Raw genomic sequence first — 24,797 nt, 5'->3', positions numbered from 1 at the left:
CCCTACTAGGAAAGGGAAGCAATAATCAAAGCTTCTTCGCCACTTGCGTAACTGTCGGGAAACCCACCCAACGCAGTTGCTTCTCCTTACAGGAGAGAGGTTTGGACAGGTGTTTCCCAGATCCCGTGAAAAGTCAGATTCAATAACTAAGAGTCAAGACTTTTTTGATTTGCTTTTATAATAGTTATTTTTTTCTGAAAAACAAATTTATTTTTCACGTTTTGCTTAAGTGAAATTACTTAAAAAAAAGATGGTATTGTCAATATTTTATGAAGATTTTATTTACTGAGTTTTAATGCTCTTCAGTTTAACTCCTGACTTCAATAGTCGCCAGTACTACTTGGTAACTTTACAGAAGTATCATAAATTCCACGGTTTACTCCAGCGATCGCATTTCCCTGAATGCGGCTCTCCCCGAAAATTTTTCTTGGTATTGGCATTTTTACTGGCTTGATTTGCTGTTTACTTAACAAAAGTACAAATTTTAGTTACTTAAAAAATATTAATATAAATTCTCATCAAATAGTTCTAATGTTACGTTTTAGTGGCATTTTTTAGCCGTCCGTAATTTAAAACTCTGGCAGTTGACCTTTTAAGGTTGAGAAATTTAGTATGAGCAGCAATTTAGCAAACAAACTACGTGTAGGTACGAAAAAAGCCCACACAATGGCAGAAAATGTAGGTTTTGTCAAATGCTTCTTAAAAGGAGTGGTAGAAAAGAACTCTTATCGGAAGCTAGTAGCTAACTTCTACTACATCTACTCGGCAATGGAAGAGGAGATGGAAAAGCATAGCCAGCACCCAATTGTTTCTAAAATCAACTTTTCCCAACTGAATCGTAAGCAGACTCTAGAGCAAGACCTGAGTTACTATTACGGCGCTAACTGGCGCGAACAAATCCAATTATCGCCAGCAGGTGAAGCTTACGTACAACGCATTCGGGAAATCTCTGCAACCGAACCAGAACTGTTGATTGCCCACTCTTACACCCGTTATTTAGGTGATTTATCCGGGGGACAAATTCTCAAAAACATTGCTGTGACAGCGATGAATTTGAATGACGGGCAAGGAACCGCCTTTTATGAGTTCGCAGATATTACTGACGAGAAAGCTTTTAAAGCTAAATATCGTCAAACTTTAGATGAGTTGGCAATTGATGAAGCGACAGCCGATCGCATTGTTGATGAAGCTAACGCCGCCTTTGGGATGAACATGAAAATGTTCCAAGAACTAGAAGGGAACTTAATCAAGGCGATCGGCATGATGCTTTACAACACCTTGACTCGCAAGCGCACACGCGGCGCTACCGAACTAGCTACGGCTGAGTAATACCAATGCAAAATTCAAGATTTTTGAATTTTGTTCAATTAGTGTAAATCTTTGTAACTTAAAGGGGCAGCTTCCCTGGGTTTACCTGCACAACAGCAGGCGATCGCAGTGAAGTTGCCCCTAATGTTTGGCTATTTTGATTCTTACTCCCCTTCCCTGCAAGGGAAGGGGTTGGGGGTTAGGTCTATTTAACTCAACTGCATCGCTATAGGTTCAGGGAGGATTAGAACATACCCATACCGCCCATGCCACCCATGCCACCCATACCGCCCATACCGCCCATGCCACCCATGCCGCCCATACCGGCATCAGCAGGAGCAGCAGCTTTTTTCTCTGGTTTTTCCACAACGATCGCTTCGGTGGTTAAAACTAGACCGGCAATGGAAGCGGCGTTTTGCAATGCTGAACGGACAACTTTTGCGGGGTCGATAATACCAGCCGCAATCAGGTCTTCAAATTCTCCGGTAGCAGCGTTGTAACCGGTGTTGAAATCGCTGTCTTTGACTCTGGAGACGATGACAGAACCTTCTACACCAGCGTTATCTGCAATCTGCCGTAAAGGAGCTTCTAAAGCTCGTTTAACGATGTCAGCGCCGATTTTTTCTTCTTCGTCAAAGTTTTTCTTAATCTCGTCTACCTTACTCGCCAAGTAAATCAGAGTTTTGCCACCACCAGGAACGATACCTTCCGCAACAGCCGCTTTGGTGGCGTTGAGTGCGTCTTCAATTCTGAGCTTGCGGTCTTTGAGTTCGGTTTCAGTTGCTGCACCGACTTTGATCACTGCAATACCACCAGCTAACTTGGCAATACGTTCTTGTAATTTCTCGCTATCGTACTCAGAATCAGTCTCTTCCAGTTGTCTGCGAATTTGTGCAATCCGCTTTTGAATTTCTGGCTTGGTGGTGTTACCAGCAACAATTGTGGTGTTGTCTTTTTCAATTGTGATTTTCTGCGCCGTACCCAAAGCTTCTAGAGAAGCGGTATCTAAGCTTAAGCCAATTTCTTCCGAAATTAGTTGACCGTCTGTGAGGATGGCGATGTCTTGCAACAATGCTTTGCGGCGTTCGCCAAATCCTGGGGCTTTAATTGCCGCTACAGAAAGTACACCCCGTGCTTTGTTCACAACTAGAGTAGCCAGGGCATCTCCTTCTACATCTTCAGCAATGATCAGTAGGGGTTGACCCAAACGAGCTACTTTTTCTAAAACGGGGACTAATTCTTGAATACTGCTGATTTTTTTGTCAGTAATCAAAATCCGCACATTTTCTAACTCCACCGTTTGGCGCTCGTTGTTGGTGATGAAGTAGGGGGAAATATAACCTCTGTCAATCTGCATCCCTTCCACTACGTCTAGTTCAGTTGTCAGGGATTTAGATTCTTCCACAGTGATTACACCATCTTTGGTGACTTTTTCCACTGCTTGAGCAATCATGGCACCAACTTCTTCATCGTTACCAGCTGAAACAGTGGCAACTTGAGCGATCGCACTACCTTCTACAGGCTTGGCGACTTTAGCAATTTCCGCTACTAGCGCCTCAGTAGTTTTATCGATACCCCGCTTTAAGCTTACTGGATTGCTACCAGCCGCGACGTTCTTCAAACCTTCTTTAATTAGGGCTTGCACTAAAACGGTAGCCGTAGTTGTGCCATCACCAGCTACATCCTTGGTTTTAGCTGCTACCTCTTGAATTAATCTGGCACCAGTATTTTCTAAAGGATCTTCTAATTCAATTTCTTTAGCAACGGTAATACCATCGTTCACAATTTGGGGTGTGCCATATTTTTTTTCTAAAAGCACGTTGCGACCCTTGGGACCCAAGGTAATTTTTACAGCATCAGCCAGGGCATTGACACCCCGCTCTAAAGCACGCCGTGATTCTTCATCAAACGAAATAATTTTTGCCATGTTTCCTTTCTCTAGCGCTTCCATTAGACAATTTAGCACTCACAGGCTCAGAGTGCTAAGAACCTGAAAAACTTTAAATCATGTGTGGAAGTAAAAAAAATTGATTAATATACACTTGATGCTCATGTAGGATACTGGCAGTAATGGTTGAATTGGGAGATGAATATCTACAACTCCCTTAGGTCTATAGGCATTGCTGACCCTAGCGGTTCCGGCTGGTTGGCAGTAGTATTCACGTTTATGTTGGCTTGGTTGGTAACGTGGCGTTTGATTCCCACGGTACGTAAATTTGCCTTGCGGGTAGGTTGGGCTGACCAACCAAACGCCCGACGACTCAATCGAGAACCGTTGCCGAATGCAGGGGGTTTAGCCATTTACGCGGGAGTAATTGCCGCATTGGTGTTAGCTAGCCTCTTGCGACCCATTGAGCTACAAAACGTTTTAGCTCAAGTATTGACTATTTTACTAGGGGGTTCGATCCTAGTCTTGATCGGCTTTATTGACGATCAGTTCGGATTACCCCCCTCTGTACGGTTGTGGACGCAAATTATCACAGCTTTATTACTAGTTGCTAATGGCATTGTCGTTGATGTGGATTTCGGCACACCCATCGACTCCGTTCTCTCAATGTTGCTGACTGTGCTGTGGGTTGTGGGTATTACCAATGCCGTCAACTTGATGGATGGGATGGATGGATTGGCAGGGGGCATTAGTTTTATCACTGCCATGAGTTTGTTAGGCGTATCTGCCCAATTCCCTAATAAGGCTGCGGCTACCTTAGTTTTGGCTGCCTTAGGTGGTGGGGCATTAGGCTTTCTGCGTCATAACTTCCATCCCTCAAAAATCATCATGGGTGATGCTGGAGCATACTTTTTTGGTTATGTCCTGGCTGCAACTAGTATTTTAGGTAGCCTGCAAAGGAATACTATATTTGCTCTTGGCCCTACCGTTTTGTTTTTGCTGTTGCCAGTACTGGATACAACCCAAGTGTTTATCAGACGGCTGCTAGCAGGTAAAAACCCCTTGAGTACCCCCGGCAAAGACCACCTACACCACCGTTTACTGGCTTGGGGGTTGTCCCAACGTCATGCGGCATTTACCTTGTGGTCAATCACTTTGGTGTGCAACTTACTAGCCATGAGAGTCCAAGGGATGAGCATCATGGTCATAGTTACCACCGCCATTAGCATTATTCTGCTGCTTGGCTTTACAGTCTGGCAAAGAATCCGTCAGCAGTCCTGATGGTTGGGAGCAGGGAGCAGGGAGCAGGGGGCAGAATATTTTACTTAGCAGTCAGCACGGGCTGAACTCCCCGCTACTACTAACATCAGTCTGCACTCATTAAGCCATTACCATCCCGCCATCGACATTAAAGACTTGTCCAGTGATATAAGCGGCGGCGGGATCGGCGGCTAGGAAGCGTACCATACCAGCAATTTCCTCTGGTTGACCATAACGACCTAGAGGGATGTATTGCAAAATACCCTCAGATTTGAGGTTGCTGGTCATGTCTGTAGCGATGAAACCAGGAGCGACAGCGTTAACGGTAATGCCGCGAGAAGCTAATTCTTTAGCAACTGTTTTCGTAAAGCCAATCACACCTGCTTTGGCAGCGCTGTAATTCGCCTGGCCGGGATTACCCATTTGTCCAGCCACAGAGGTAATGTTAATAATTCTGCCAGAACGTTGCTTAAGCATGAGTTTACTGACGGCACGAGTGCATAAAAATACACCAGTTAAGTTAAGGTCAATGACCGCTTGCCAGTCTTCTGGCTTCATTCTTAGTAGCAGTGTATCGCGGGTAATACCTGCATTATTTACTAAAATATCAATGTGTTTGAATTTATCGATCGCCCCATCGATGAGATTATCTACTTGATCAACTTGGGAAACATCGGCTTGTAGAGCTACAGCCTCACCACCAGCCCCTGTAATTTCTGCTACCACTTCATCGGCAGCAGTGCTAGAACTAGCGTAATTGACCACTACAGTAGCACCATAATTAGCTAATTCTAAGGCGATCGCTCGTCCAATACCCCGTGAAGCACCTGTAACAACGGCAACTTGTCCTCGTAAATTTTCACTTAAGATCGCCATAAAATATTCCTCTAGGTTTAAAATTCCCGCGCTAATTATCTTATGGCGATTTGTACCTACAGCTCATACCATTTTGGATTTTAGATTTTCGTTGAGGAACTACTTGCTGTGTCTAGTTTCTCCTTATCTATCGTTGGTCTGATCAGAAATTAAAAATTCGCTTAGCACCCAGTGGTTCTGGTGACAAAACTGCAAATTGCACAAAGGAATTTGACTACAAAATAACCATCTCTCTCAATCCCTAATCCCCAGTACATATACCTTAAGAAAGAGATGCTAAATTTAGCAACAATAAAAACAAAATAACGTTACACCATTTCTAGAAAGCAGACATTAATATTAGATTCAATCAATAAAAATGGTGTGTGTCACATGACTGAGAAAAAACAGTTCAACAGCTTTGAAGAGATGCTATCTGGTTCTGATTTACCTGTTTTAGTAGACTTTTATGCTGACTGGTGTGGCCCCTGTCAGATGATGGCGACAATTTTACAACAAGTAAACAATCAACTTAAAGACCGCATACGAATTGTCAAAATTGACACGGAAAAATACACAGAGTTAGCAACTCAGTATCAAATCTACGCTCTACCAACACTAGTATTGTTCAAACAAGGTAAACCAGTTGATCGAATTGAAGGTGTATTGCAAACGCCCGATTTAGTACAGCGTCTGCAAAGTTTTGTTTAGTAAATATTAAGTTAGAGATGCAAATATTTGCATCTCTACATATTAATTATTATTAGGTAGAGAGGTTGAATGCTCAAATCAATCTACCGAACTGATTTTATTTGGCAGGTCTAACGACACTAATTAATTTTCCTGACAATGGTTCTCCTGCTAAAATCGCACCGTTAATTCGTTTTGCTAACTCATTTCTTGCGGCATCGTCTGTACAAATAATAATACCAGCATGATCGGAGTGGGATTTATGCAAGCGTTTGAAGTCCCTGCGATTGAGAGTTAAAACAACTCTTTGGTTACTACTTGCAAATGCGAGAACTTCATCATCGGGAATTCTTGAATTAGCTTTTCCGGCTTCTTGTACAGTCAGAACGTCATGTTTTAACTCACGCAAGTACACCACAACCTCTAACGGAAACTGTTCATCTGCATATAAACGAGCCATTAGTCTTCTTCATTCTCCCGAATGGCTGTTTCAATTTCTTCTGGGTATACTGTGGCATAAAACCAAGCGTTAGTTAAGTCAGTTGCAGATAAAGTGGGATAGTCTTTTAAAAGTTGAGCTTCACTAATACCTAACCTACGTGCATTAATTAAAACCCAAACAGGAATACGGGTTCCGGTAATACACGCATCCCCACCACACACATAGGCAGTTTTCTCAATCCCTCGCCAAGGGTTGCCCAAACTTTGAGCAAGTAACTGAATTGCCTGTGCTTTCTCGTTTGGTGTCAAGGCAAGTAGTTGTGATTCTAACTTCTGAAGTGTCATAAAATTGCCAAGCCCAGAGGAAAGACATATTTAAATATTTTAACGGAAACAGCATGGCATTATAGCTGTTGCCAGTAGTGTTAGGACATCAATAGATTATACAACCTAGACACAACAGGACTTTTCACCTAGTCCCCAGTCCCCAGCTATAAATGAGAGAAAGCGATAGTGGACGGAACCTCATCACTCTCACTCTATTCATAATCTTGATAAGTTAAGTACGCCTGACATTTAAGCAGCACCATTCTTTGCGTTTCCACATAGTAGCGACTACCCAACCGTGTTTTTCTAAAGCCTCAACAACAGAAGTAGATTGTTCAACTAAAATCCCGCTAAAAATAGCCCAAGTACTAGGTTTAGATATCTCGCTGATTTCTGGGACTAATTGAATAATTACATCAGCGAGAATATTGCAGACAATTCCATCTACCGGGCGTTCAATCAGTTTCTTTAAGATATCTACGCTACCTTCTGCTGGTACGAGGCGTTCTGGGTTGACCTCGTTGAGGGCGCGATTGCTGAAGGTTGACTGCACGGCTAAGGGGTCGGTATCTACTGCATAGACTTTCTCTGCGCCTAATAGAATTGCCCCAATCGAAAGGATACCAGAACCACAACCAATATCCGCAATTATCACAGGTTCTTGACCTGCATCTTTACTAACAAATGATTTTGGAACCTGACTCAATCTCATTTCTAGAGATTCTAGACATAATTGAGTGGTAGCATGGTTTCCTGTACCAAATGCTACACCGGGGTCGAGGCGGATGACTAACCTATCGTAGTTTTCTGGTGATGGTAGCCATGCGGGATTGATGAGGAAGCGATCGCCTATTTCTTGCGGATGCCAATATTGTTTCCAACTACTCGCCCAATCTTCCTCATCAATGAGTTGCCAAGTCAAGGTAGGAGAAGATAATCCTATACACAGGGCATCTTGCTGCAACCATAACCCCAGCGCCGCCAAATCTAATAACTGTGCTTGAAATATCGGCAAATAACCCTTAACCAAGCAAGAATCACCCTTACTTTCGCTAGCTGTACCACGACAACCAAAATCTTCTAGTCGCCAAGAAACAGAGTCTTCCAGCGCCGATTCACATAAAATCTGTATTTCCCACCAAGTGTTTGCCATTGTTGAAAATTGAGAATCCAGAATTCAGGAGTCAGGAGAAACTATTTCTGCTGACTTCTGAGTTCTGATTACTGACTCCTATAGTGTTACTGTGTACGCGTCCCGGATGCCGGGTACTTTGGTGATTTCCGCCAAAATGCCATCTGGTAAGGGATCATCAATGCTGAGAGCCATAACGGCATCACCACGGACGATTTTGCGCCCTACCTGCATACTGGCAATATTGACATTAAAGCTGCCCAGTAAGGAACCGAGTTTGCCAATGATTCCTGGCATATCACGGTGCAAGGTAAACAACATATATTTGCTTGGTGGGACGTTAATCGGGAAGCCATCAACGTCGGTGAGGTGAATTTCCTTATCGCCTAGCAATGCACCAGTGACAGAATGAGTGCCTAAGGTTCCTGTTGCTTCCAAGCGTAGGGAACCAGCATAGTCACGGGCGGAAGCGTCGCGGGTTTCAATAACTCGGATTCCCCGTTCCTTGGCTTCTATGTTGGCGTTGACGTAGTTTACTCGTTCCCGTAGGGCTTGGTGTAGTAATCCTTTCAGGGAAGCAATTACTAAAGGCTGACTCTTATTAGTAGCGAGTTCACCTTGTAAGCGGACGGTGAGTAGTTCTACTCGCCCACCGGCTAACTGTCCTACCAACTTACCCAAAGTTTCCGCTAGCTGCATATAGGGTTTGAGTTCTTCCAACACATCGGGGCCGAGTCCGGGGATGTTGACGGCGGAACGTGCGGGTAAACCCAACAACACATCGCGGATTTGTTCCGCTACGTCAATAGCTACATTCACCTGGGCTTCTGTGGTGGATGCACCCAAGTGGGGAGTAAGGATAATATCCTTACCGATCGCCCTTAAGTCTGATTCACCCAGTGGTTCTGACTCGAACACATCCAGCGCCGCCCCAGCAATTTTCCCCTCTTTAACGGCTGCGGCTAAAGCTGCTTCATCGATGATTCCCCCACGGGCGCAGTTGATAATCCGGGCGGTGGGCTTCATTTTCGCCAGAGTGGTGGCGTTGATGATGTGGGTGGTTTCTGGGGTTTTGGGAATGTGCAGGGTGATATAGTCAGATTGCTGCATCAGCAAATCTAAATCTACTAACTGACAACCAAGTTGTTCAGCCCGTTCAGTCGAAATGAAGGGATCGTAAGCTAACAATTTCATTCCCATTGCTTTCGCAACAGTAGCCACATGGGAACCAATTTTGCCTAAACCCACAACCCCTAAAGTTTTTTTGTAAACTTCCGCACCCACGAAAGTTTTGCGATCCCACTCACCGCGTTTCACGGAAGCGTTAGCATCGGGGATGTGGCGAGATAATGACAGCATCATTGCCAAGGCGTGTTCGGCGGCGGCGATGGTGTTCCCCTCAGGAGAATTGACAACAACAATTCCTCGACGAGTAGCAGCCGGAACATCTACATTATCCACACCCACACCGGCACGACCGATGATTTTCAGCTGTGTACCTGCTTCAATAATTTCTTGCGTGACGCGCGTACCCGAACGAATCATTAACGCGTCATACTGACCAATAATTTCTATTAATTCTGCTGGTTTGAGACCTGTATTGACATCAACAGTAGCGACTTGCGAGAGAATGTCAATGCCAGCCTGGTCAATAGGATCGGAGACGAGAACCTTAGACATGATTACATCATTTATAGTGACAAGTTTTGCTGCACAAGACTTTTTAGTTTAGACTTTATTCGTTACACCTCAGCAAAAAATCTGCGTTTTAATAACAACTTAACCTTCACTCACACCATGTACTAGAGGATATCAGAGTGTAGGTGTGGGGGTATAGGGGTATGGGGGTATGGGGGTATGGGGGTGTAAGGGTGTAGGGGTGTAAGAGGATGTTTGAAAAGTCCTATGCTTGGTAGCAAAACATTTTAGATCCCCCAAAATCCCCCTTAAAAAGGGGGATTTTGATTCATTTCCCCCCTTTTTAAGGGGGGTTAGGGGGGATCAACGAGTGCTTAAAATCACAGCCAATCACTTTTCAAACAACCTCTAAGGGTGTCAGGGTGTAGGGGTGTGAGGGTGTGGGGGTGAAGCCACACTCCACCCCAAAGAAACCGCTATAATGCTGATGAAAACACTGGTGTAGAAGATTTTGGGGCAACCCGTCATGCTAAACTTCAACTTGCCAAGGTACTTACCTTCAGCCGACGAACTACCAGACTCTGACGAAACACCAGTGGATAATGAACTGCAAGAACTTATCCCAGGATTATTACAAGCAATTCTGCTGCTACTCTGGGCAGAACGGATGGACTGGTTTTTTGGTGTACTTTAATTATGTCATTTATTCTTCTCGCCGCCATTGGTTGGCAGTCACATTAATAACTATTGAAGCGGATCTGATTGAATCAGCCGCTTCCGCTTCAATAGTTATACGATTTTTTCAAAAATTAAATCAGATTCCTATGGCTAAAAATGCCTCACTAAATTGATATTACTTACTGCACAATCTGATAACACCCATTAGCATCAGGAGGCGCTGTTTGTGTTGAGGCAGTTGTAAGTAGCAATGAGTTAGGTGCTTGGCCTAAGCCATTACCTGTAGCAATTACATCAAAAATGACTCCGGCCGGGACTTGTTGATTGGCAACTTCTACTGTGATTGGTGGGTTGAAGGCATTATTGATCAATGGGTCAAATTGGTCAGGTAGAACTGGATTAAAGTTATATGTACCAGCCGTAAGTTCTGGGTAAGGAATAGCAGTTTTGGGTGTCAGGTCTGTGATACGAGTTTCATCCAAATTTGGGCTAGAGGATTTGCTAATACGGAAATCTATAACAGCACTAGTTTCCGAAAAGCGATACCAACGTCCTTTAAATTTACCTGGATTAGGCTGTGTTAAATCCTCTGGAATCACAAAGGGTGATTGATTAAATAATGGTTGACCTGAAGGGCCTTGTAGTGTTCCTGTTATTGCTACTGTATAAGCACTATTAGGCGCTCCTGTAAAGGTTCTAGAAGCAATTGTACTGTTAGTGCCGGATGTCACAAAAAGTACCTGAATATTTCCTGGTGTTACATTTACATATCTACTAGCTTGACGAAAATTTACATTCTCCAAAACTCTTTGACCGTTGACAATGACATCAACTGGTGATGCAGTAGGAACCGCAGCGTTAATAACTCTTAATTTGGTAGGGCATCTATAAGGGTGTAAAAGAGGATTTAGAACAGTATTTAATAGGCTTGCAGTGTAAAATTCTTGTACAGGCTTTGTAGATAGTTGAGAATTGGCTAAACTTTTGGATGGATAACTAGTCGAACTAATTAAAGATAATGTCAAAGCACCTAAGAATAATCGTCTTGTTAGAAACATATCTTCCTCCTACCGTGAAACAAAAATAACAAATGAGCAAGCTTTATTCTGCATAAAAAATGATGTGATAATTACCACAAAGATTTTTTATGTATCGGGATACAGGTGCAGGTTTTGTCAACGTAAAAGACAACGGGCGCACAATAGCGTTCGCCTCAAGACATGAGACTTGGGCAGAATATTATTGCAGCAGCACATATAGTGGCTGGCTTTAATGTCCAACGTGACAAATACTTTGGTGGAAGCCGCTTGAAGTTTATCGACAGCGCACTTTATGGTTCTAATATTTCACGATTTTCAGAAGAATGCAAGGAAAGTTAACACAGTTAACAGCCATCATTAAAACACTTGATAACAGCTTAGTTGCTTGATAATAAATTTATATTTGTAGTTATATATGCAGGTAGTTGACATAGTGAGCAGTATTTAATTTTGCACCAGAAACCGCCGCATCATCTCGGTCAGCGCCACAGCAATGGAACTTCAAAATTCAGTAGTTCTATAGGGGTTGTCAAAGGTTTGTAAAAATTAATTAATTCCGTGCAGTAGGCGAGGTAGCTTAGATACTCATCAAGTACAAAATTCTGTTCATGCGCCTGACTTCGCTTGATGTATTTCGCGGTATTACTATTGCAGGGATGATTCTCGTCAACATGGCGGGAGTTGCAGATGATGTCTATCCTCCCTTAGCTCATGCTGAATGGCATGGTTGCACACCAACTGATTTAGTATTTCCTTTCTTTTTATTCATTGTCGGTGTGGCAATGTCCTTTTCTCTATCCAAATACACCCAGGAGAATAAACCCACCTCAGCTGTTTACTGGCGTATCTTCCGCCGCGCCGCCATCCTCTTTGTTTTGGGTTTGTTACTCAATGGCTTTTGGAATAAGGGTATATGGACGTTTGATTTGAGTAATATCCGCATCATGGGAGTATTGCAGCGTATTAGCCTGAGTTACTTGTTTGCTTCCTTGGCAGTCCTCAACTTACCGCGCAAAGGACAATGGATACTAGCTGGGGTTTTACTCGTCGGCTATTGGCTCACGATGATGTATGTCCCTGTACCTGACTATGGTGCTGGGGTGTTAACTAGGGAAGGCAACTTCGGGGCTTATGTTGACCGCCTGATTATACCTCAAGCTCATCTGTATGCGGGGGATGGGTTTAAAAATTTGGGCGACCCAGAAGGACTTTTCAGCACAATTCCCGCGATTGTAAGTGTTTTAGCTGGTTATTTTACTGGGGAATGGATACGCAAACAGTCAGTACAAACACGTACAAGTGTAGGATTAGCATTATTTGGGATTGGTTGCTTAATTGTTGGTTGGGGTTGGGGTTGGGTATTTCCCATTAATAAAAAACTGTGGACAAGTTCTTATGTGGTGTTTACCAGTGGTTGGGCTTTATTACTATTAGCCGCTTGTTATGAACTCATTGAGGTGAGGTTAATCAAACGCTGGAGTAAGCCTTGGGAAATTATGGGGTTAAATGCGATCGCTCTTTTCGTCCCATCAGTTTTACTCATTAAAATCTTAGTCAGAACTAAAATCGGCACAGGAGAAACAGCCCCCAGCACCTTTAACTGGATATACCAAAATATCTTTGCTTCCTGGGCTGGAACCTATAACGGTTCCCTACTATTCGCCCTAGTCACCGTTTTATTATGGTGGGCTGTCGCTGTCCTTATGTACCGCCAACGCTGGTTCCTCAAGGTCTAGTACCGCAAAGCGGAATTCAAAATTCAAAATACCCATTACACGCCGTGTGCAACTTTCTCTCAAACCTAACCCCCAACCCCTTACCTTGCAGGGAAGGGGAGCAAGATTCAAAGCCTCTCTCCGCTTCGGGGAGAGGTTTGGAGAGGGGTTTCAAAAATAAGTCGCACATCGCGTCATTACCCATTATCAACTTCAGTTTCCGGCGAGTTTAACCAGTGACCAAATTCTTCCAAAAAACGATCGCTTAATATTGCTTCACGAATTTTTTGGGTAAAGCGAATGAGTTCGGTAATATTGTGAATGCTCAGTAAAGTGTAGGCTAAAATTTCTTGCGATCGCACTAAATGAGAAATATAGGCACGGCTGAAATTTTGACAAGCATAACAAGGGCAAGTTTCATCTATGGGGGCAAAATCTTCACGGAACTTAGCATTTTTTAAGTTCCAACGTTCGCCTTTTACCATTGCTGTACCGTGTCTCGCCCAACGGGTGGGAATGACGCAATCAAATAAGTCTATACCAGAGGCGATCGCAATTACCATTTCTCGATAAGTTCCCACACCCATCAAGTAGCGGGGCTTGTGTGCTGGTAACAGTGGTGCTGTAGCTTGGACAATTTGCGCCATCATTTCTGGTGGTTCCCCCACACTCACCCCACCAATGGCATAACCAGGTAAATCTAGCTCAGTTAAAGTATTGGCAGCTTTAGCCCGTAAATCCAGATATACCCCACCTTGAACAATACCAAACAACGCTTGATCCTGGCGTTGATGCGCCGTAATACAACGTTCCAACCAACGATAAGTCCGCTCAGTCGCCGCTTCTACTTCCTGGCGAGTCGCTGGGTAGGGGGGACATTCATCGAACGCCATGATAACATCAGCCCCTAAAATATTTTGAATCTCTATAGAGCGTTCCGGCGTTAATTTAATAATTTGCCCGTCGTGGGGTGAGCGAAAAGTTACACCCTCTTCCGTAATTTTTCTCATTTCGCTCAAGCTGAAAACCTGAAACCCACCAGAATCGGTGAGCATCGGCCCATTCCAGCCCATAAATTTATGCAATCCACCACCACCAGCCACAATGGCTTCCCCTGGTTGGAGATGGAGATGATAAGTATTAGAAAGAACCATCTGCGCCCCAGTCTCCTTCAGTTGGGCTGGGGTGACAGTCTTTACATTGGCCAGGGTTCCCACCGGCATAAATCTCGGAGTTTCTACAACACCGTGGGGAGTTAAAAATACCCCTGCTCTGGCTTTTGTTTGGCTACAACGAGCTAGGGATTGAAAAGAAAATATAGCACTCAAGGTAAGATTCAGCTTGTTTAAGTATATGGACAAAAATAGGTAGGGAGCAGGGGAAGAAGATAAAGGAGAAATTCTGACTCAGCACTTACCCAAAATAATTGGTAATAAATAAACAGTAACTGATTAGTCATCACCCTTTACCGCTTATCTATTACCAATTTTCAAATTTTATGAGTATATGGTATTTAGTTACTATTTAAAAGCCATCACAACAGTCATCATCAATTTCTGCATCCCATCTAGCTGCTAGGACTTCCTCCATCATCGCCTCGATAGCGCTGACATTCCAAGTCCGTTCACGACGTTCTTGAATAGGTGTCGATAAAGGAATCAAGCGTAAGCAAGCGCCTTCCTGCATCAAATCAAAGAAAGTTTCTTTTTGGGGTGATTGTTTCAATTCCAGATAATCAAAGCTAGCAACATTGAGATAAAGAGTGCTGTTAGCCACTAAGGTAGACCTTCGTGAGTTAGCAAAAACTTCCATCACATCCCCTTCACCCTCGCTCTGTAATTGGCCTTCTTGGGTGTAGATGTAGTGGACTCGACCTAAATCAGCCAATAAACGCTTCATGTCGAGCTTGTTCACAATAATGCCCGTGTTTACAATGCACGGAGCGGGTATCTTGGTGTCGGGTAGATGATGACTCATAAAAAAATTGAAAATGAGCAAAGTTTTGATCCAACACAGCTAGACAATTAGTTGCTCAGCTCGTTGACCCTCTACATTAAAAAAAATATCAACTTTTGAGAGCGATCGCCTAATTAATCTTTATGTACAAAACAAGACTAATTGTATAGAAAATTCAACTTGCAAATTAAATTTTATTGCGGTATAATTACCGCTTAAAAAAAACTTAAATTGTCTAGTCCAGCATAACAAAAACTACTGGATTATGCCTTTGGAAATAAGAAGTTTATTTAAATATTTAAAATATACTGACGTAGCGACTCGACTAATAACTTAGAACTACGCACCCAGGTTGTCTGTTGAGGCTGGGTGTAGGGGTGTAAGGGTTTAAGGGTGTAAGGGTTGCAAACATTTATTTTATACCCCTATACCCCTATACCCTTACAAGTCATACCAGAGCTAGAAGGCAAGACACTGAAGGACTATCTACTATACAAAGGTCAACAAAGGCAATGTACCTCTAAGCCGATTACTAAGTATCAAGTTTATTTAATTACACAGAAGATGGTTGGTCTTAATCCGTAATAGCCAATTTTGGTAATGATTTTTACATTACCAATCACCAATTACCAATTACGCGTATTTAAACGAACTTTATACGAAAATTACATTTGTTGAGGAGACAAAAATGAGGTCGTGACCTGGCTAGAGTTCTGGAAATCGTCATGCACGAACTATTTCACCCTATTTTTGCTAATGGTGAGGAAAAAGCTGCCCTGCAACAGTTGATCATTGCCTTAGATTCCTCAGGTAAACGTTACTTCCTGAGAAACGAGATTCTGCATACTTTTTCCCAATACTGTCAGCAAGCCCAAAAGCCCACATATTTTTACTATTCCTCATCCGTAGGTAAACTGATTCAATATACCCATGAAATTGTTTTAGCAGAGGACAGTACATGGTTTGTGGTGCGTCCAAGGATTGCTAACCAAGAAGTTTGGCGACTGACATCAGACCTAGCTAAGTTTGATTCTATGCCAATTGATGCCTTTTTAGATGTGAGCGATCGCCTAGTTAATGCCTATGAACCCAACATCTTAGAAATTGACCTCAGTTCATTTTACGAAGCTTCCCCCAGTATTAGCGACCCTAGAAATATTGGTCAAGGTTTAGCCTTCCTCAATCGTTATCTATGCAGTCAGATAGCGACTGACCCTCAATATTGGGTCGAGTTAGTGTACTTAGCTTTACGGGGACTGCAATACGATGGGATTAACTTGATGATTGGGGATGCTATTCCCTCAGGTATCCACCTAGCTAAACAAATTCACGCAGCGATTAAATTTCTTTCGGACTTACCCCCGGAAGAACCATACGAAAAATTCTACATTGAACTACAAGCACTCGGCTTTGAGCCAGGATGGGGTAATACAGCCGAGCGTATTCTGGAAACTATTACACTGCTGGATAGATTGATTGATTCTCCCCAACCTGCTGTTTTAGAAGCATTTGTAGCCCGTGTACCTGCGGTCTTTCGGGTGGTTCTAGTTTCGATTCACGGTTGGGTAGCTCAAGAAGATGTTATGGGACGGGATGAAACCTTAGGTCAAGTTATCTATGTTCTAGAGCAAGCACGCAGTTTAGAAAACAAACTACAGCAGGAAATCAAGCTGGCTGGGCTGGAAGTGTTAGGTATTCAACCCCACATCATTATTCTCACCAGGCTGATTCCTCACTGTGAAGGTACATACTGTAACCTGCGCTTAGAAAAGTTACATAACACAGAGAATGCTTGGATTTTGCGGGTTCCTTTCGGGGAATTTAATCCAGCAATTACCAACAACTGGATATCTAAATTTGAGATTTGGCCTTATCTAGAAACCTTTGCTTTAGATGCCGAAAAACAACTACTAGCCCAATTCCAAGGCAAACCGAATTTAATTGTAGGTAACTACAGCGATGGTAACTTAGTTGCTTTTCTCCTCGCCCGTCGCCTCAAAGTCACCCATTGCAACATTGCCCACTCGTTAGAAAAGCCGAAAAATTTATTTAGTAACTTATATTGGCAAAACTCTGAGGAAAAATATCACTTCTCAGTACAATTTACCGCCGATTTAATTACGATGAATGCGGCTGACTTTATCATCACCTCATCCTACCAAGAAATTTTCGGCACACCCGAAAGTGTGGGACAGTATGAGTCCTACAAGTTCTTTACCATGCCCCATCTATATCATGTAGTCGATGGTGTAGACCTGTTTAGTCCTAAATTCAACATGGTTCCGCCAGGGGTAAATGAGCAAGTCTTTTTCCCTTATAGCCAAACAGCAGATAGAGACCCAAATCTTAGTCAAAGCGTCCATGACTTATTATTTCATCGTCAAGACTCCCAAATCTTCGGTTATTTAGAGCAACCCCAAAAGCCACCCATCTTTGCAGTTGCCCCTATTACTTCCATCAAAAATCTGACTGGCTTGGCTGAATGCTTCGGCAGAAGTCAAGAATTACAAGCACACTCTAACCTGATTCTGCTCACCAGTAAGTTAAACATAGATGAAACTACCAATCCCGAAGAAGCCAGGGAAATTGAAAAACTTCACAACATCATTAACCAATATCAGCTACAAGGCCATATTCGCTGGCTAGGGCTACGACTTCCTAACCAAGAAGTCGGTGAAGCTTATCGCTTAGTGGCAGATTATCGGGGAATTTATCTCCACTTTGCCCGGTTTGAAGCCTTTGGACGCAGTATTTTAGAAGCCATGATTTCTGGCTTACCCACCTTTGCTACTAAATTTGGTGGTTCTTTAGAAATTCTAGAAGATCAAAATAATGGATTTCGGATTAATCCCACAGACTTAGAAGGAACAGCCGAAAAAATTTTGGCATTCTTCCAAGAGTGCGATACCCATCCCGAACATTGGCAAGAAGTATCTCAATGGATGAGCCAACGCATTCATCAAAAATACAACTGGCAGTTACACACCAGTCAATTACTAGCACTGACTAAAATCTACAGCTTCTGGAACTTTATCCGCCCAGAAAGCAGCGAAGCCAGAGTTCGTTATATGGAAAGCCTATTTCACCTAATTTATAAACCCAGAGCCGAGCAAATTTTAGCAAAGCACATGAGTTGTCATTAGTCAATCGTTATTAGTCATTCACCATGAACACAAAATGTCCTTCTCGTGATTTTACTTATCAAGATTGGATATTAACCGAAACTAGGTTTAACCCTGAGCAATTGCATTCTAGAAGTACCGTTTTCACCATCGGTAACGGTTACTTAGGTACTAGAGGTAGCTTAGAGGAAGGTCACGCCCGTGGTTTACCTGCCACTTTTATTCATGGTGTCTATGATGATGTACCTGTAGTTTATACGGAACTTGCTAACTGTCCTGATTGGTTGCCGATGATAATTGCGATTAATGGCGATCGCTTCCGCATGGATCAGGGAGAAATATTACAATATGAACGTAAACTTGATGTCAGTCAAGGTCTGCTCAGTCGTTCTCTGCGTTGGCGTAGCCCCAGTGGTAGCATCATTGATATCCACTTTGAACGTTTCGCTAGTCTAGCAGATCACCATATATTGGGGCAGCGTTGCCAAATCACAGCTCATGATGGTGATTGCTTAGTTGAAATTCAAGCTAGTATCAACGGCTACGCTGAAAATCAAGGTTTCAATCATTGGGAAGGAATAGACCAAGGTAAAACCGAGCCGGGTATCTGGTTGCAAAGTCGTACCCGTGGAACCCAGATTGAAATCGGTATGGCAGCCAAGATGACCATATCAGGAGTAGAGGCCGCGTTACAAGTGAGCATCGTCCCTGGATATCCCACTATCAGCGCCAGTTTTTTAGCTAAATCTCAACAAACTATCACTGTGGAAAAGCTAGTGACAGTTTTTACCTCAAGGGAAGTCAATAAACCAGTTACCGCCGCTCAAGAAAAGCTGGCACAACTACCAGACTACACAACTCTACTCACGGCGAATAAGCAAGCCTGGGACGAAGTATGGCAAAAAAGCGATATATACATAGAAGGAGATCCTACAGCCGCTTTTGCTGTCCGCTACAACCTGTTTCAGTTGCTAATTGCTGCCCCATACCATGATGAAAAAGTCAGTATTCCCGCTAAAACCCTTTCCGGCTTTGGTTATCGTGGACATATTTTCTGGGATACAGAGATTTTTATCTTGCCCTTTTTCACCTTCACACAACCAGCTTTAGCCCGGAACTTACTCAGCTACCGCCACCACACCATCAACGGGGCGCGACGCAAAGCCACCCATTACGGCTTTAAAGGGGCGATGTATGCCTGGGAAAGTGGTGATACTGGGGATGAAGTTACGCCGCGTTGGGCATTGCCTGATAATTATTATGGCGAAGATGTGCGTATTTGGTGCCGCGATCGCGAAATTCATAACAGTGCAGATATTGCCTATGCTGTCTGGCAATACTGGCAAGCTACTAGTGATGATGTTTGGATGCGCGATTATGGTGCAGAAATTATCTTAGATGCCGCTATTTTTTGGAGTAGCCGAGTTGAGTATAACTCCCAAGGCGATCGCTATGAAATCCGTGGGGTGATTGGTACGGATGAATACCACGAGTTTGTACACAACAACACCTTCACGAACCGAATGGTGCAATGGCATCTAGAAAAGGCGCTGAAAGTTGCTGACTGGTTGCGTCATACCTTCCCCGAAGGAGCCAAAGAACTAGAAGAAAAACTGCAACTTACTCCAGAGTTAGAAACTCACTGGCAAGACATCATCAAGAAAATTTGCATTTTTTACGACTCCTCAACCGGATTAATCGAACAATTTGAGGGATTTTTCCAATTAAAAGATATCAACTTGGAAGACTACGAACCACGCCAGCGTTCTATGCAAGCCATCTTGGGTATAGAAACCACTAACCAACACCAAGTCCTCAAGCAACCAGATGTCTTGATGCTGCTGTACCTGATGCGCCTATCAGCAGAGTTTCCCTACAACGAAAAAGCTTTAAAAAGTAATTGGGATTATTACGCACCCCGGACGGATATTACCTACGGTTCATCACTAGGCCCGGCAATTCATGGCATATTAGCCTCAGATTTGGGGAAATCAGCCACCGCCTACGAACGGTTTATGCAGGCACTTATGGTTGATTTAGAAGATAGCCGAGGTAACACCAATGACGGTATTCACGGAGCCAGTGCTGGTGGCATTTGGCAGGCAGTAATTTTCGGTTTTGGTGGAATCCAACTCACAGAACAAGGCCCCATCGCCAACCCCCATTTACCCCCAAATTGGACACGTCTGAAGTTTCAACTACATTGGCGTGGGCAGTGGTATCCGTTTGATTTGCCTGGGGGGGTAGGGATTGGGGACTGGGGACTGGGGACTGGGGGAGTCACGAGTACCCAATCCCCGACCCCTCATACCCATTCCCCAGACATTCGAGGATTTATTTTTGATTTGGATGGTGTATTAACTGATACGGCAGAATATCATTATTTAGGGTGGCAGAGGCTGGCTGATGAGGAAGGGATTCCTTTTAATAGAAAGGCTAACGAAGCCTTGCGGGGGGTGTCTCGTCGTGAGTCCTTGATGCGGATTATTGGGGATAGACCTTATTCAGAAGCACAAATTCAAGAGATGATGGAGCGTAAAAATTGCTACTATGTAGAACTAATTGAACACATTACACCTAAAGATTTATTACCAGGAGCGATCGCTCTTTTAGATGAACTACGGCAAGCGGGAATTAAACTAGGTATCGGTTCAGCTAGTAAAAATGCTCACACAGTGATCGAAAGGCTAGGGCTTGCTGATAAAGTAGATGCGATCGCTGATGGTTACAGTGTCCAAAAACCCAAGCCAGCACCAGATTTATTTCTCTTCGCTGCCCATCAGTTAGGACTAGAACCAAAACAATGTGTAGTCGTGGAAGATGCCGCCGCAGGTGTGGAAGCCGCTTTAGCTGGGGGAATGTGGGCAGTAGGACTTGGCCCCGTCGAGCGTGTAGGTGCAGCTCATGTAGTCCTCCCCAGTCTTGCAGGGGTGACATGGACAGACTTACGCACCAAATTAAATGAAGCTGCGGGGGTGTGAGGATTTAGGGGTGTAAGGGTGTGAGGGTTTAGGGGTGTGAGGGAAACAACTAATAATTAAATCAAGATACCTTATAAATACTGTTCTTCTCTTAGCCTCTATACCCCCATACCCCTATACCCATAAACCCCTATACCCCTATACCCCTATACCCTTATACCCTGTTGAGTTTTCATCACTCATAGGGCATTCATAATAGCGGCAACCCTGACAAGGGCCTCTGGGATTAACAGCACAACGGAGATAGCCAGAACGTGCGTTGAATTTGCAACTGATGTCACCAATTAAGTAGCCTACCCCTTCTAAATAATAGCGATCGCTTTCTAAAGGTCTAATATTTTGCTGTATCCGCACCCTAGCAATATTTGTGGCTGCTTGTCTGAGGCGTGAGCGTGTCCGTAATTGGGTTTTACGGATTACCCACAAGGAGAACATAGACGGTAAGAAACCAATGACAATTACTAAAAGTGTTCTTAACACCTTCTCTTAACCTCTTTTTAGTTGCACTGCGTGTGTCAGTTGTCAGTTGTCATTCGTCAGTTGCTTTTCATCTGGTTTAATGCCCGTGATTAGCCTAAGAATCCCTGCACGTAGCAACACGAAGTGCCTGGGAGTTTCAAGATATGACTTCCTTCAGCATAACTGTTACAGCCCAACGGGTAAACATACTAATTAGTCAATAGTCAGTTGCTAATAATTTTCTTTTCCCCCTGCCTTCAATTCCTCATGGGTGCAGATTTTTTCTTTTGTGTGTGCTGGCGGAGTTGTTGCGCTAGTTGTGCCGCTTCTCGCTCGGCTCGAAATAAATCAACTTTTCGGGTTGTCAGAATAAATGATTGATCTGGCTGTTGTTTCACCACAGGGACACTCACCGATGAATACTGGCAAATACTGATATATGGGCGATCGCTATTTTCTGTTAAATAATTAATTTGACTATTAATCGTACTAGCTATTGTCTTGAGTTCTAATATCTTTGCCTCTAACTCTATTGCCATCTGGTTGATATGCTGCACAACGGTAATCAAACGCTCCCATCCACTGCTCAGACTTTCCGATTGGGGTTGTAGAGGCACTATGGCTTTATTTACTGTTACCTGTGGCAACATTAATGGCAGGGAAATAGTAGTCTTGTAGCTAGGTTCGATTTGTTTCATAAATGTTATCGCCCTCCTACTGAGTTTGCATGATATTTTTATAAATTAAGTACAATTGTACTATAAAATAGTAAATTGAGTTCATCAGTTTGGGGACTTGCAATTAAAAAAATCACTAATCGCTGTGCAAGGATCTCCTCCGCTCCTCTGTGTGTTAATCAAAAGGTGTTGTCGGCGACAAACAAAATTACATACAAATAGGGGCAGATTGCTATACTGTCCCTAACATCCTTTTAATATATTAAGTTTATTGAATGGAAATTTTTAAAGATATAGAATGCTATTCCGAACTATAGAAAATATCAGCGATCGCCCAAAATCATACAATATTTAAGAATCTTAAAAAACTAAGTTTGATTAATTTGCTTATAGGTTCTACGCCACTTTTCTAGGCTATCTATCGATATAGATTTAGTCGTAACATTTATACTATTTCCTCGCCAATCAATATCCGAATCCGTGGTAAAAACCCCACATTCCAACTGTTCAGAGCGTATGTCCCAATATTCACCAAACCGACTTTTTAAGGTAATTACTTGTTCAAATACCTTATTTCTATGTTTATTTCTGCGTTTTCTTTCTGTTGCGCCTGTTGCTTCTGTATCAATAAATTTTGTCTCAATTAAAAACAGATTACCTTGAAATGTCAGGTAAACAAAATCACATTTACCCAGGTCTGTATAATCGGCAATTGGGGACTTTTCAAATAAGAGCAATTCATAACATGAAGGGAACAAGTTTTGAATATTTAAAAATAAATAAGCCTGCAAAAGAAGTTCCTTATCATAAGGAAAGGCAATCACCCCTTCAAAAAACTGCTTGATGTCCTCCTGAGTTTGGGGTTGAATTTTTTTACAATAGGAAACAAACTTACTCAAATCATTTGCAATCATCAAAATATTAACTCCTTCCCCTAGCTCTTGCCCAAATCCTCATGGCATAAAAAGATACCACTTACTACAGGAAAACATCATCCGCATAAGTAACGAAAAAAACTGTGAAGCCCAAGAATTACTATGTCAATATACTGTTGACGTAGTAGTTTAACTAATATGATTATTTCTCAGTAATACTGAGTACTGAGTAAGATATTCTTTCCCCTACACCTTGTTACTGAGCCTACGACACACTCAAGAACGCAGAGAAGTATTGCCTCTTCTCACTTCCTATTTCATCTCCTCATGAACCACCAATCAGAGGTTTAAGTTGTGCTGGAAATCTCGCATTTTGTAATGCTTGCACGGTAATTCGAGCATCTTGAACACAAAATTGCCAACCTAAGCGCACTAATCGCCGAGAATTTTCAGATTGCACAATTCCAATTATGGGCATTTTGGCTTTTTCTTTATCTCCACATTGTTCTTGCAAAATTGTTTTTAAGCGGTGTAGTTCTTCAATATTGGCTGCTTGTTGAGGCTGAAGTTCTACCATCACCATTTGTACAGTTTCTACTGGCTCTGCATCTTCTACAATTAATTGAGTTTGTTCGTCTCGTCGGTCTACTTTACCCCAAATAATTAATCTGGCATCTACTTGAAGTAAGAAACTAATGCGCTCATAAGTTTTCGGAAAAACTACTGCTTCTGATTGAGATGTTAAGTCTTCAAGTTGCAGAATTGCCATTGCATCGCCTTTCTTTGTCATGACTTTTTTTACACCGTTAAGCATGACAATCACACACAATCTTGTGTCTTCTCGTTGTTCTCCTAGTTGTGAAAGATTAATTGGTGTTAAAAGTGGTGCTACTGACCTTAAAGATTTTAAGGGATGGTCGGAGACATAAAATCCTAATAATTCTTTTTCTAAGCGTAATTTTTCCTGTGGGGGATAATCTAGTACAGGTTTAGCTTTAGGAGCAGTTTCAAAGGCATTATTAGCTGTTTTGGTACTAGTAGAAGAATATCCACCTAATAAATCAAACAGGTTTCCTTGACCACTAGCACGATCTCTAGCACGGGATTGGGCCCAATCATAGACTAATTCTAAATCTTGGATTAATTGGTGACGATTCGCTTCAATTTTGTCAAAGGCTCCACAGTAAATTAGTGATTCAAGGGTGCGGCGATTAACAGCACGCAAGTCTACGCGATCGCAGAAATCAGCTAATGATTTAAACTCTCCTGTTGTCTCTCTTGCTTCTAAAACTGAGGCGATCGCATTCTGTCCTACGTTTCTCACAGCCGAAAATCCAAATAATATCTTACCCGCGACTGGGGTAAAGTCTACACCTGAGCGATTGATGTCCGGCGGTTCTATCTGAATATTCATGCTTAGACAGGTAGAAATATATTTCTGCACCTTGTCTGTATCGTTGCTGTTAGCCGTCAGCAACGCCGCCATATATTCCAATGGATAATTAGCTTTTAGATATGCAGTTTGATAAGTAACATATCCATAAGCTGTGGAATGGGATTTATTGAAACAATTAGAAGCTATTAATCCATTTTTGACGAAAAAATTGTGATCACGTCCAACCCCAATGTCATAGACATTTTCTACACCCAAAAACTTACGGCTTGCTATTTTTATCATCTATTTATACCTCAAAATAATTTGCTAGTTAAGCAATTAATTTCTATATTTAGCTAAAATTTAACTTTTACTAAAAT

General features: G+C 42.7%; 21 protein-coding genes. 8 read left to right on the top strand and 13 right to left on the bottom strand.

All coding sequences use genetic code 11. The features are described from left to right. Positions 1-612: 612 nt before the first annotated feature. The gene (locus tag GSQ19_RS24760) at positions 613-1,329 is read left to right on the top strand and encodes a biliverdin-producing heme oxygenase (protein WP_011320466.1); all 717 of its coding nucleotides are present in this window, start codon (positions 613-615) and stop codon (positions 1,327-1,329) included. Between the two features lie 223 nt (positions 1,330-1,552). Here the strand turns inward: GSQ19_RS24760 and groL are convergent, their stop codons facing one another. Next, a complete protein-coding gene (gene groL / locus GSQ19_RS24755) occupies positions 1,553-3,235 on the bottom strand; it encodes a chaperonin GroEL (RefSeq protein ID WP_011320465.1) in 1,683 nt (560 codons plus the stop codon). Between the two features lie 159 nt (positions 3,236-3,394). Here groL and GSQ19_RS24750 point away from each other — a divergent pair, with 159 nt between their 5' ends. Next, entirely contained in the window at positions 3,395-4,477 is a 1,083-nt protein-coding gene (locus GSQ19_RS24750) for an MraY family glycosyltransferase (RefSeq protein ID WP_011320464.1), read from the top strand. A 99-nt stretch (positions 4,478-4,576) separates the two neighbouring features. On the opposite strand, the gene fabG is transcribed toward GSQ19_RS24750, so the two are convergent. After that, positions 4,577-5,332 (bottom strand): 3-oxoacyl-[acyl-carrier-protein] reductase, encoded by a 756-nt coding sequence (fabG, locus tag GSQ19_RS24745; protein WP_011320463.1) that lies wholly within the window; start codon positions 5,330-5,332, stop codon positions 4,577-4,579. A gap of 372 nt (positions 5,333-5,704) precedes the next feature. Here fabG and trxA point away from each other — a divergent pair, with 372 nt between their 5' ends. Beyond that, complete coding sequence (trxA, locus tag GSQ19_RS24740) at positions 5,705-6,022, top strand: thioredoxin (RefSeq protein ID WP_011320462.1); 318 nt, start codon at positions 5,705-5,707, stop codon at positions 6,020-6,022. Between the two features lie 97 nt (positions 6,023-6,119). Here the strand turns inward: trxA and GSQ19_RS24735 are convergent, their stop codons facing one another. From GSQ19_RS24735 to serA, 4 genes are all read right to left on the bottom strand, one after another. After that, entirely contained in the window at positions 6,120-6,461 is a 342-nt protein-coding gene (locus GSQ19_RS24735) for a DUF5615 family PIN-like protein (RefSeq protein ID WP_011320461.1), read from the bottom strand. Further along, positions 6,461-6,787 (bottom strand): DUF433 domain-containing protein, encoded by a 327-nt coding sequence (locus GSQ19_RS24730; RefSeq protein WP_011320460.1) that lies wholly within the window; start codon positions 6,785-6,787, stop codon positions 6,461-6,463. Before GSQ19_RS24730 ends, GSQ19_RS24735 begins: the two co-directional genes overlap by 1 nt. A gap of 214 nt (positions 6,788-7,001) precedes the next feature. After that, a complete protein-coding gene (gene prmA, locus GSQ19_RS24725; protein ID WP_011320459.1) occupies positions 7,002-7,922 on the bottom strand; it encodes a 50S ribosomal protein L11 methyltransferase in 921 nt (306 codons plus the stop codon). A 78-nt stretch (positions 7,923-8,000) separates the two neighbouring features. Beyond that, positions 8,001-9,581 (bottom strand): phosphoglycerate dehydrogenase, encoded by a 1,581-nt coding sequence (gene serA / locus GSQ19_RS24720; protein WP_011320458.1) that lies wholly within the window; start codon positions 9,579-9,581, stop codon positions 8,001-8,003. A gap of 484 nt (positions 9,582-10,065) precedes the next feature. On the opposite strand from serA, the gene GSQ19_RS24715 reads away from it, so the two are divergent. Beyond that, positions 10,066-10,233 (top strand): hypothetical protein, encoded by a 168-nt coding sequence (locus GSQ19_RS24715; RefSeq protein WP_011320457.1) that lies wholly within the window; start codon positions 10,066-10,068, stop codon positions 10,231-10,233. A 163-nt stretch (positions 10,234-10,396) separates the two neighbouring features. On the opposite strand, the gene GSQ19_RS24710 is transcribed toward GSQ19_RS24715, so the two are convergent. Beyond that, positions 10,397-11,275 carry a DUF4397 domain-containing protein gene (locus tag GSQ19_RS24710; RefSeq protein ID WP_011320456.1) on the bottom strand — a complete coding sequence of 293 codons (879 nt, stop codon included), beginning with the start codon at positions 11,273-11,275 and terminating at the stop codon, positions 10,397-10,399. A gap of 162 nt (positions 11,276-11,437) precedes the next feature. Between GSQ19_RS24710 and GSQ19_RS24705 the strand changes: the two genes are divergently transcribed. Next, positions 11,438-11,596: a hypothetical protein gene (locus GSQ19_RS24705; RefSeq protein ID WP_158647772.1), complete on the top strand. Its 159-nt coding sequence runs from the start codon at positions 11,438-11,440 to the stop codon at positions 11,594-11,596. A gap of 269 nt (positions 11,597-11,865) precedes the next feature. Then, positions 11,866-12,993, top strand: a complete 1,128-nt coding sequence (locus tag GSQ19_RS24700) for an acyltransferase family protein (protein ID WP_011320455.1) — start codon at positions 11,866-11,868, stop codon at positions 12,991-12,993. Between the two features lie 176 nt (positions 12,994-13,169). Here the strand turns inward: GSQ19_RS24700 and tgt are convergent, their stop codons facing one another. Together tgt and GSQ19_RS24690 are read right to left on the bottom strand one after the other, a co-directional pair. Then, a complete protein-coding gene (tgt, locus tag GSQ19_RS24695) occupies positions 13,170-14,300 on the bottom strand; it encodes a tRNA guanosine(34) transglycosylase Tgt (RefSeq protein WP_041456317.1) in 1,131 nt (376 codons plus the stop codon). 196 nt (positions 14,301-14,496) lie between these two features. Continuing rightward, entirely contained in the window at positions 14,497-14,949 is a 453-nt protein-coding gene (locus tag GSQ19_RS24690; RefSeq protein WP_011320453.1) for a hypothetical protein, read from the bottom strand. A 704-nt stretch (positions 14,950-15,653) separates the two neighbouring features. Here GSQ19_RS24690 and GSQ19_RS24685 point away from each other — a divergent pair. Both GSQ19_RS24685 and pgmB read left to right on the top strand, forming a co-directional pair. Next, the gene (locus GSQ19_RS24685) at positions 15,654-18,071 is read left to right on the top strand and encodes a sucrose synthase (protein ID WP_011320452.1); all 2,418 of its coding nucleotides are present in this window, start codon (positions 15,654-15,656) and stop codon (positions 18,069-18,071) included. 23 nt (positions 18,072-18,094) lie between these two features. Next, a complete protein-coding gene (pgmB, locus tag GSQ19_RS24680; RefSeq protein ID WP_011320451.1) occupies positions 18,095-21,031 on the top strand; it encodes a beta-phosphoglucomutase in 2,937 nt (978 codons plus the stop codon). 138 nt (positions 21,032-21,169) lie between these two features. On the opposite strand, the gene GSQ19_RS24675 is transcribed toward pgmB, so the two are convergent. The 4 genes from GSQ19_RS24675 to GSQ19_RS24660 all read right to left on the bottom strand — a co-directional run bounded on the left by GSQ19_RS24675 (position 21,170) and on the right by GSQ19_RS24660 (position 24,720). After that, the gene (locus GSQ19_RS24675; RefSeq protein ID WP_011320450.1) at positions 21,170-21,511 is read right to left on the bottom strand and encodes a DUF6464 family protein; all 342 of its coding nucleotides are present in this window, start codon (positions 21,509-21,511) and stop codon (positions 21,170-21,172) included. A 236-nt stretch (positions 21,512-21,747) separates the two neighbouring features. After that, complete coding sequence (locus GSQ19_RS24670; protein ID WP_011320449.1) at positions 21,748-22,188, bottom strand: hypothetical protein; 441 nt, start codon at positions 22,186-22,188, stop codon at positions 21,748-21,750. Positions 22,189-22,535: 347 nt separating this feature from the next. Continuing rightward, a complete protein-coding gene (locus tag GSQ19_RS24665; RefSeq protein WP_011320448.1) occupies positions 22,536-23,081 on the bottom strand; it encodes a hypothetical protein in 546 nt (181 codons plus the stop codon). Between the two features lie 286 nt (positions 23,082-23,367). Continuing rightward, complete coding sequence (locus GSQ19_RS24660) at positions 23,368-24,720, bottom strand: helix-hairpin-helix domain-containing protein (RefSeq protein WP_011320447.1); 1,353 nt, start codon at positions 24,718-24,720, stop codon at positions 23,368-23,370. Between the last annotated feature and the right edge of the window lie 77 nt (positions 24,721-24,797).

The sequence above is a fragment of the Trichormus variabilis 0441 genome, from assembly GCF_009856605.1.
Lineage (GTDB): Bacteria > Cyanobacteriota > Cyanobacteriia > Cyanobacteriales > Nostocaceae > Trichormus > Trichormus variabilis.
Note: the sequence above shows the minus strand (reverse complement) of the source record. Positions and strands in the feature narration are given on the sequence as shown.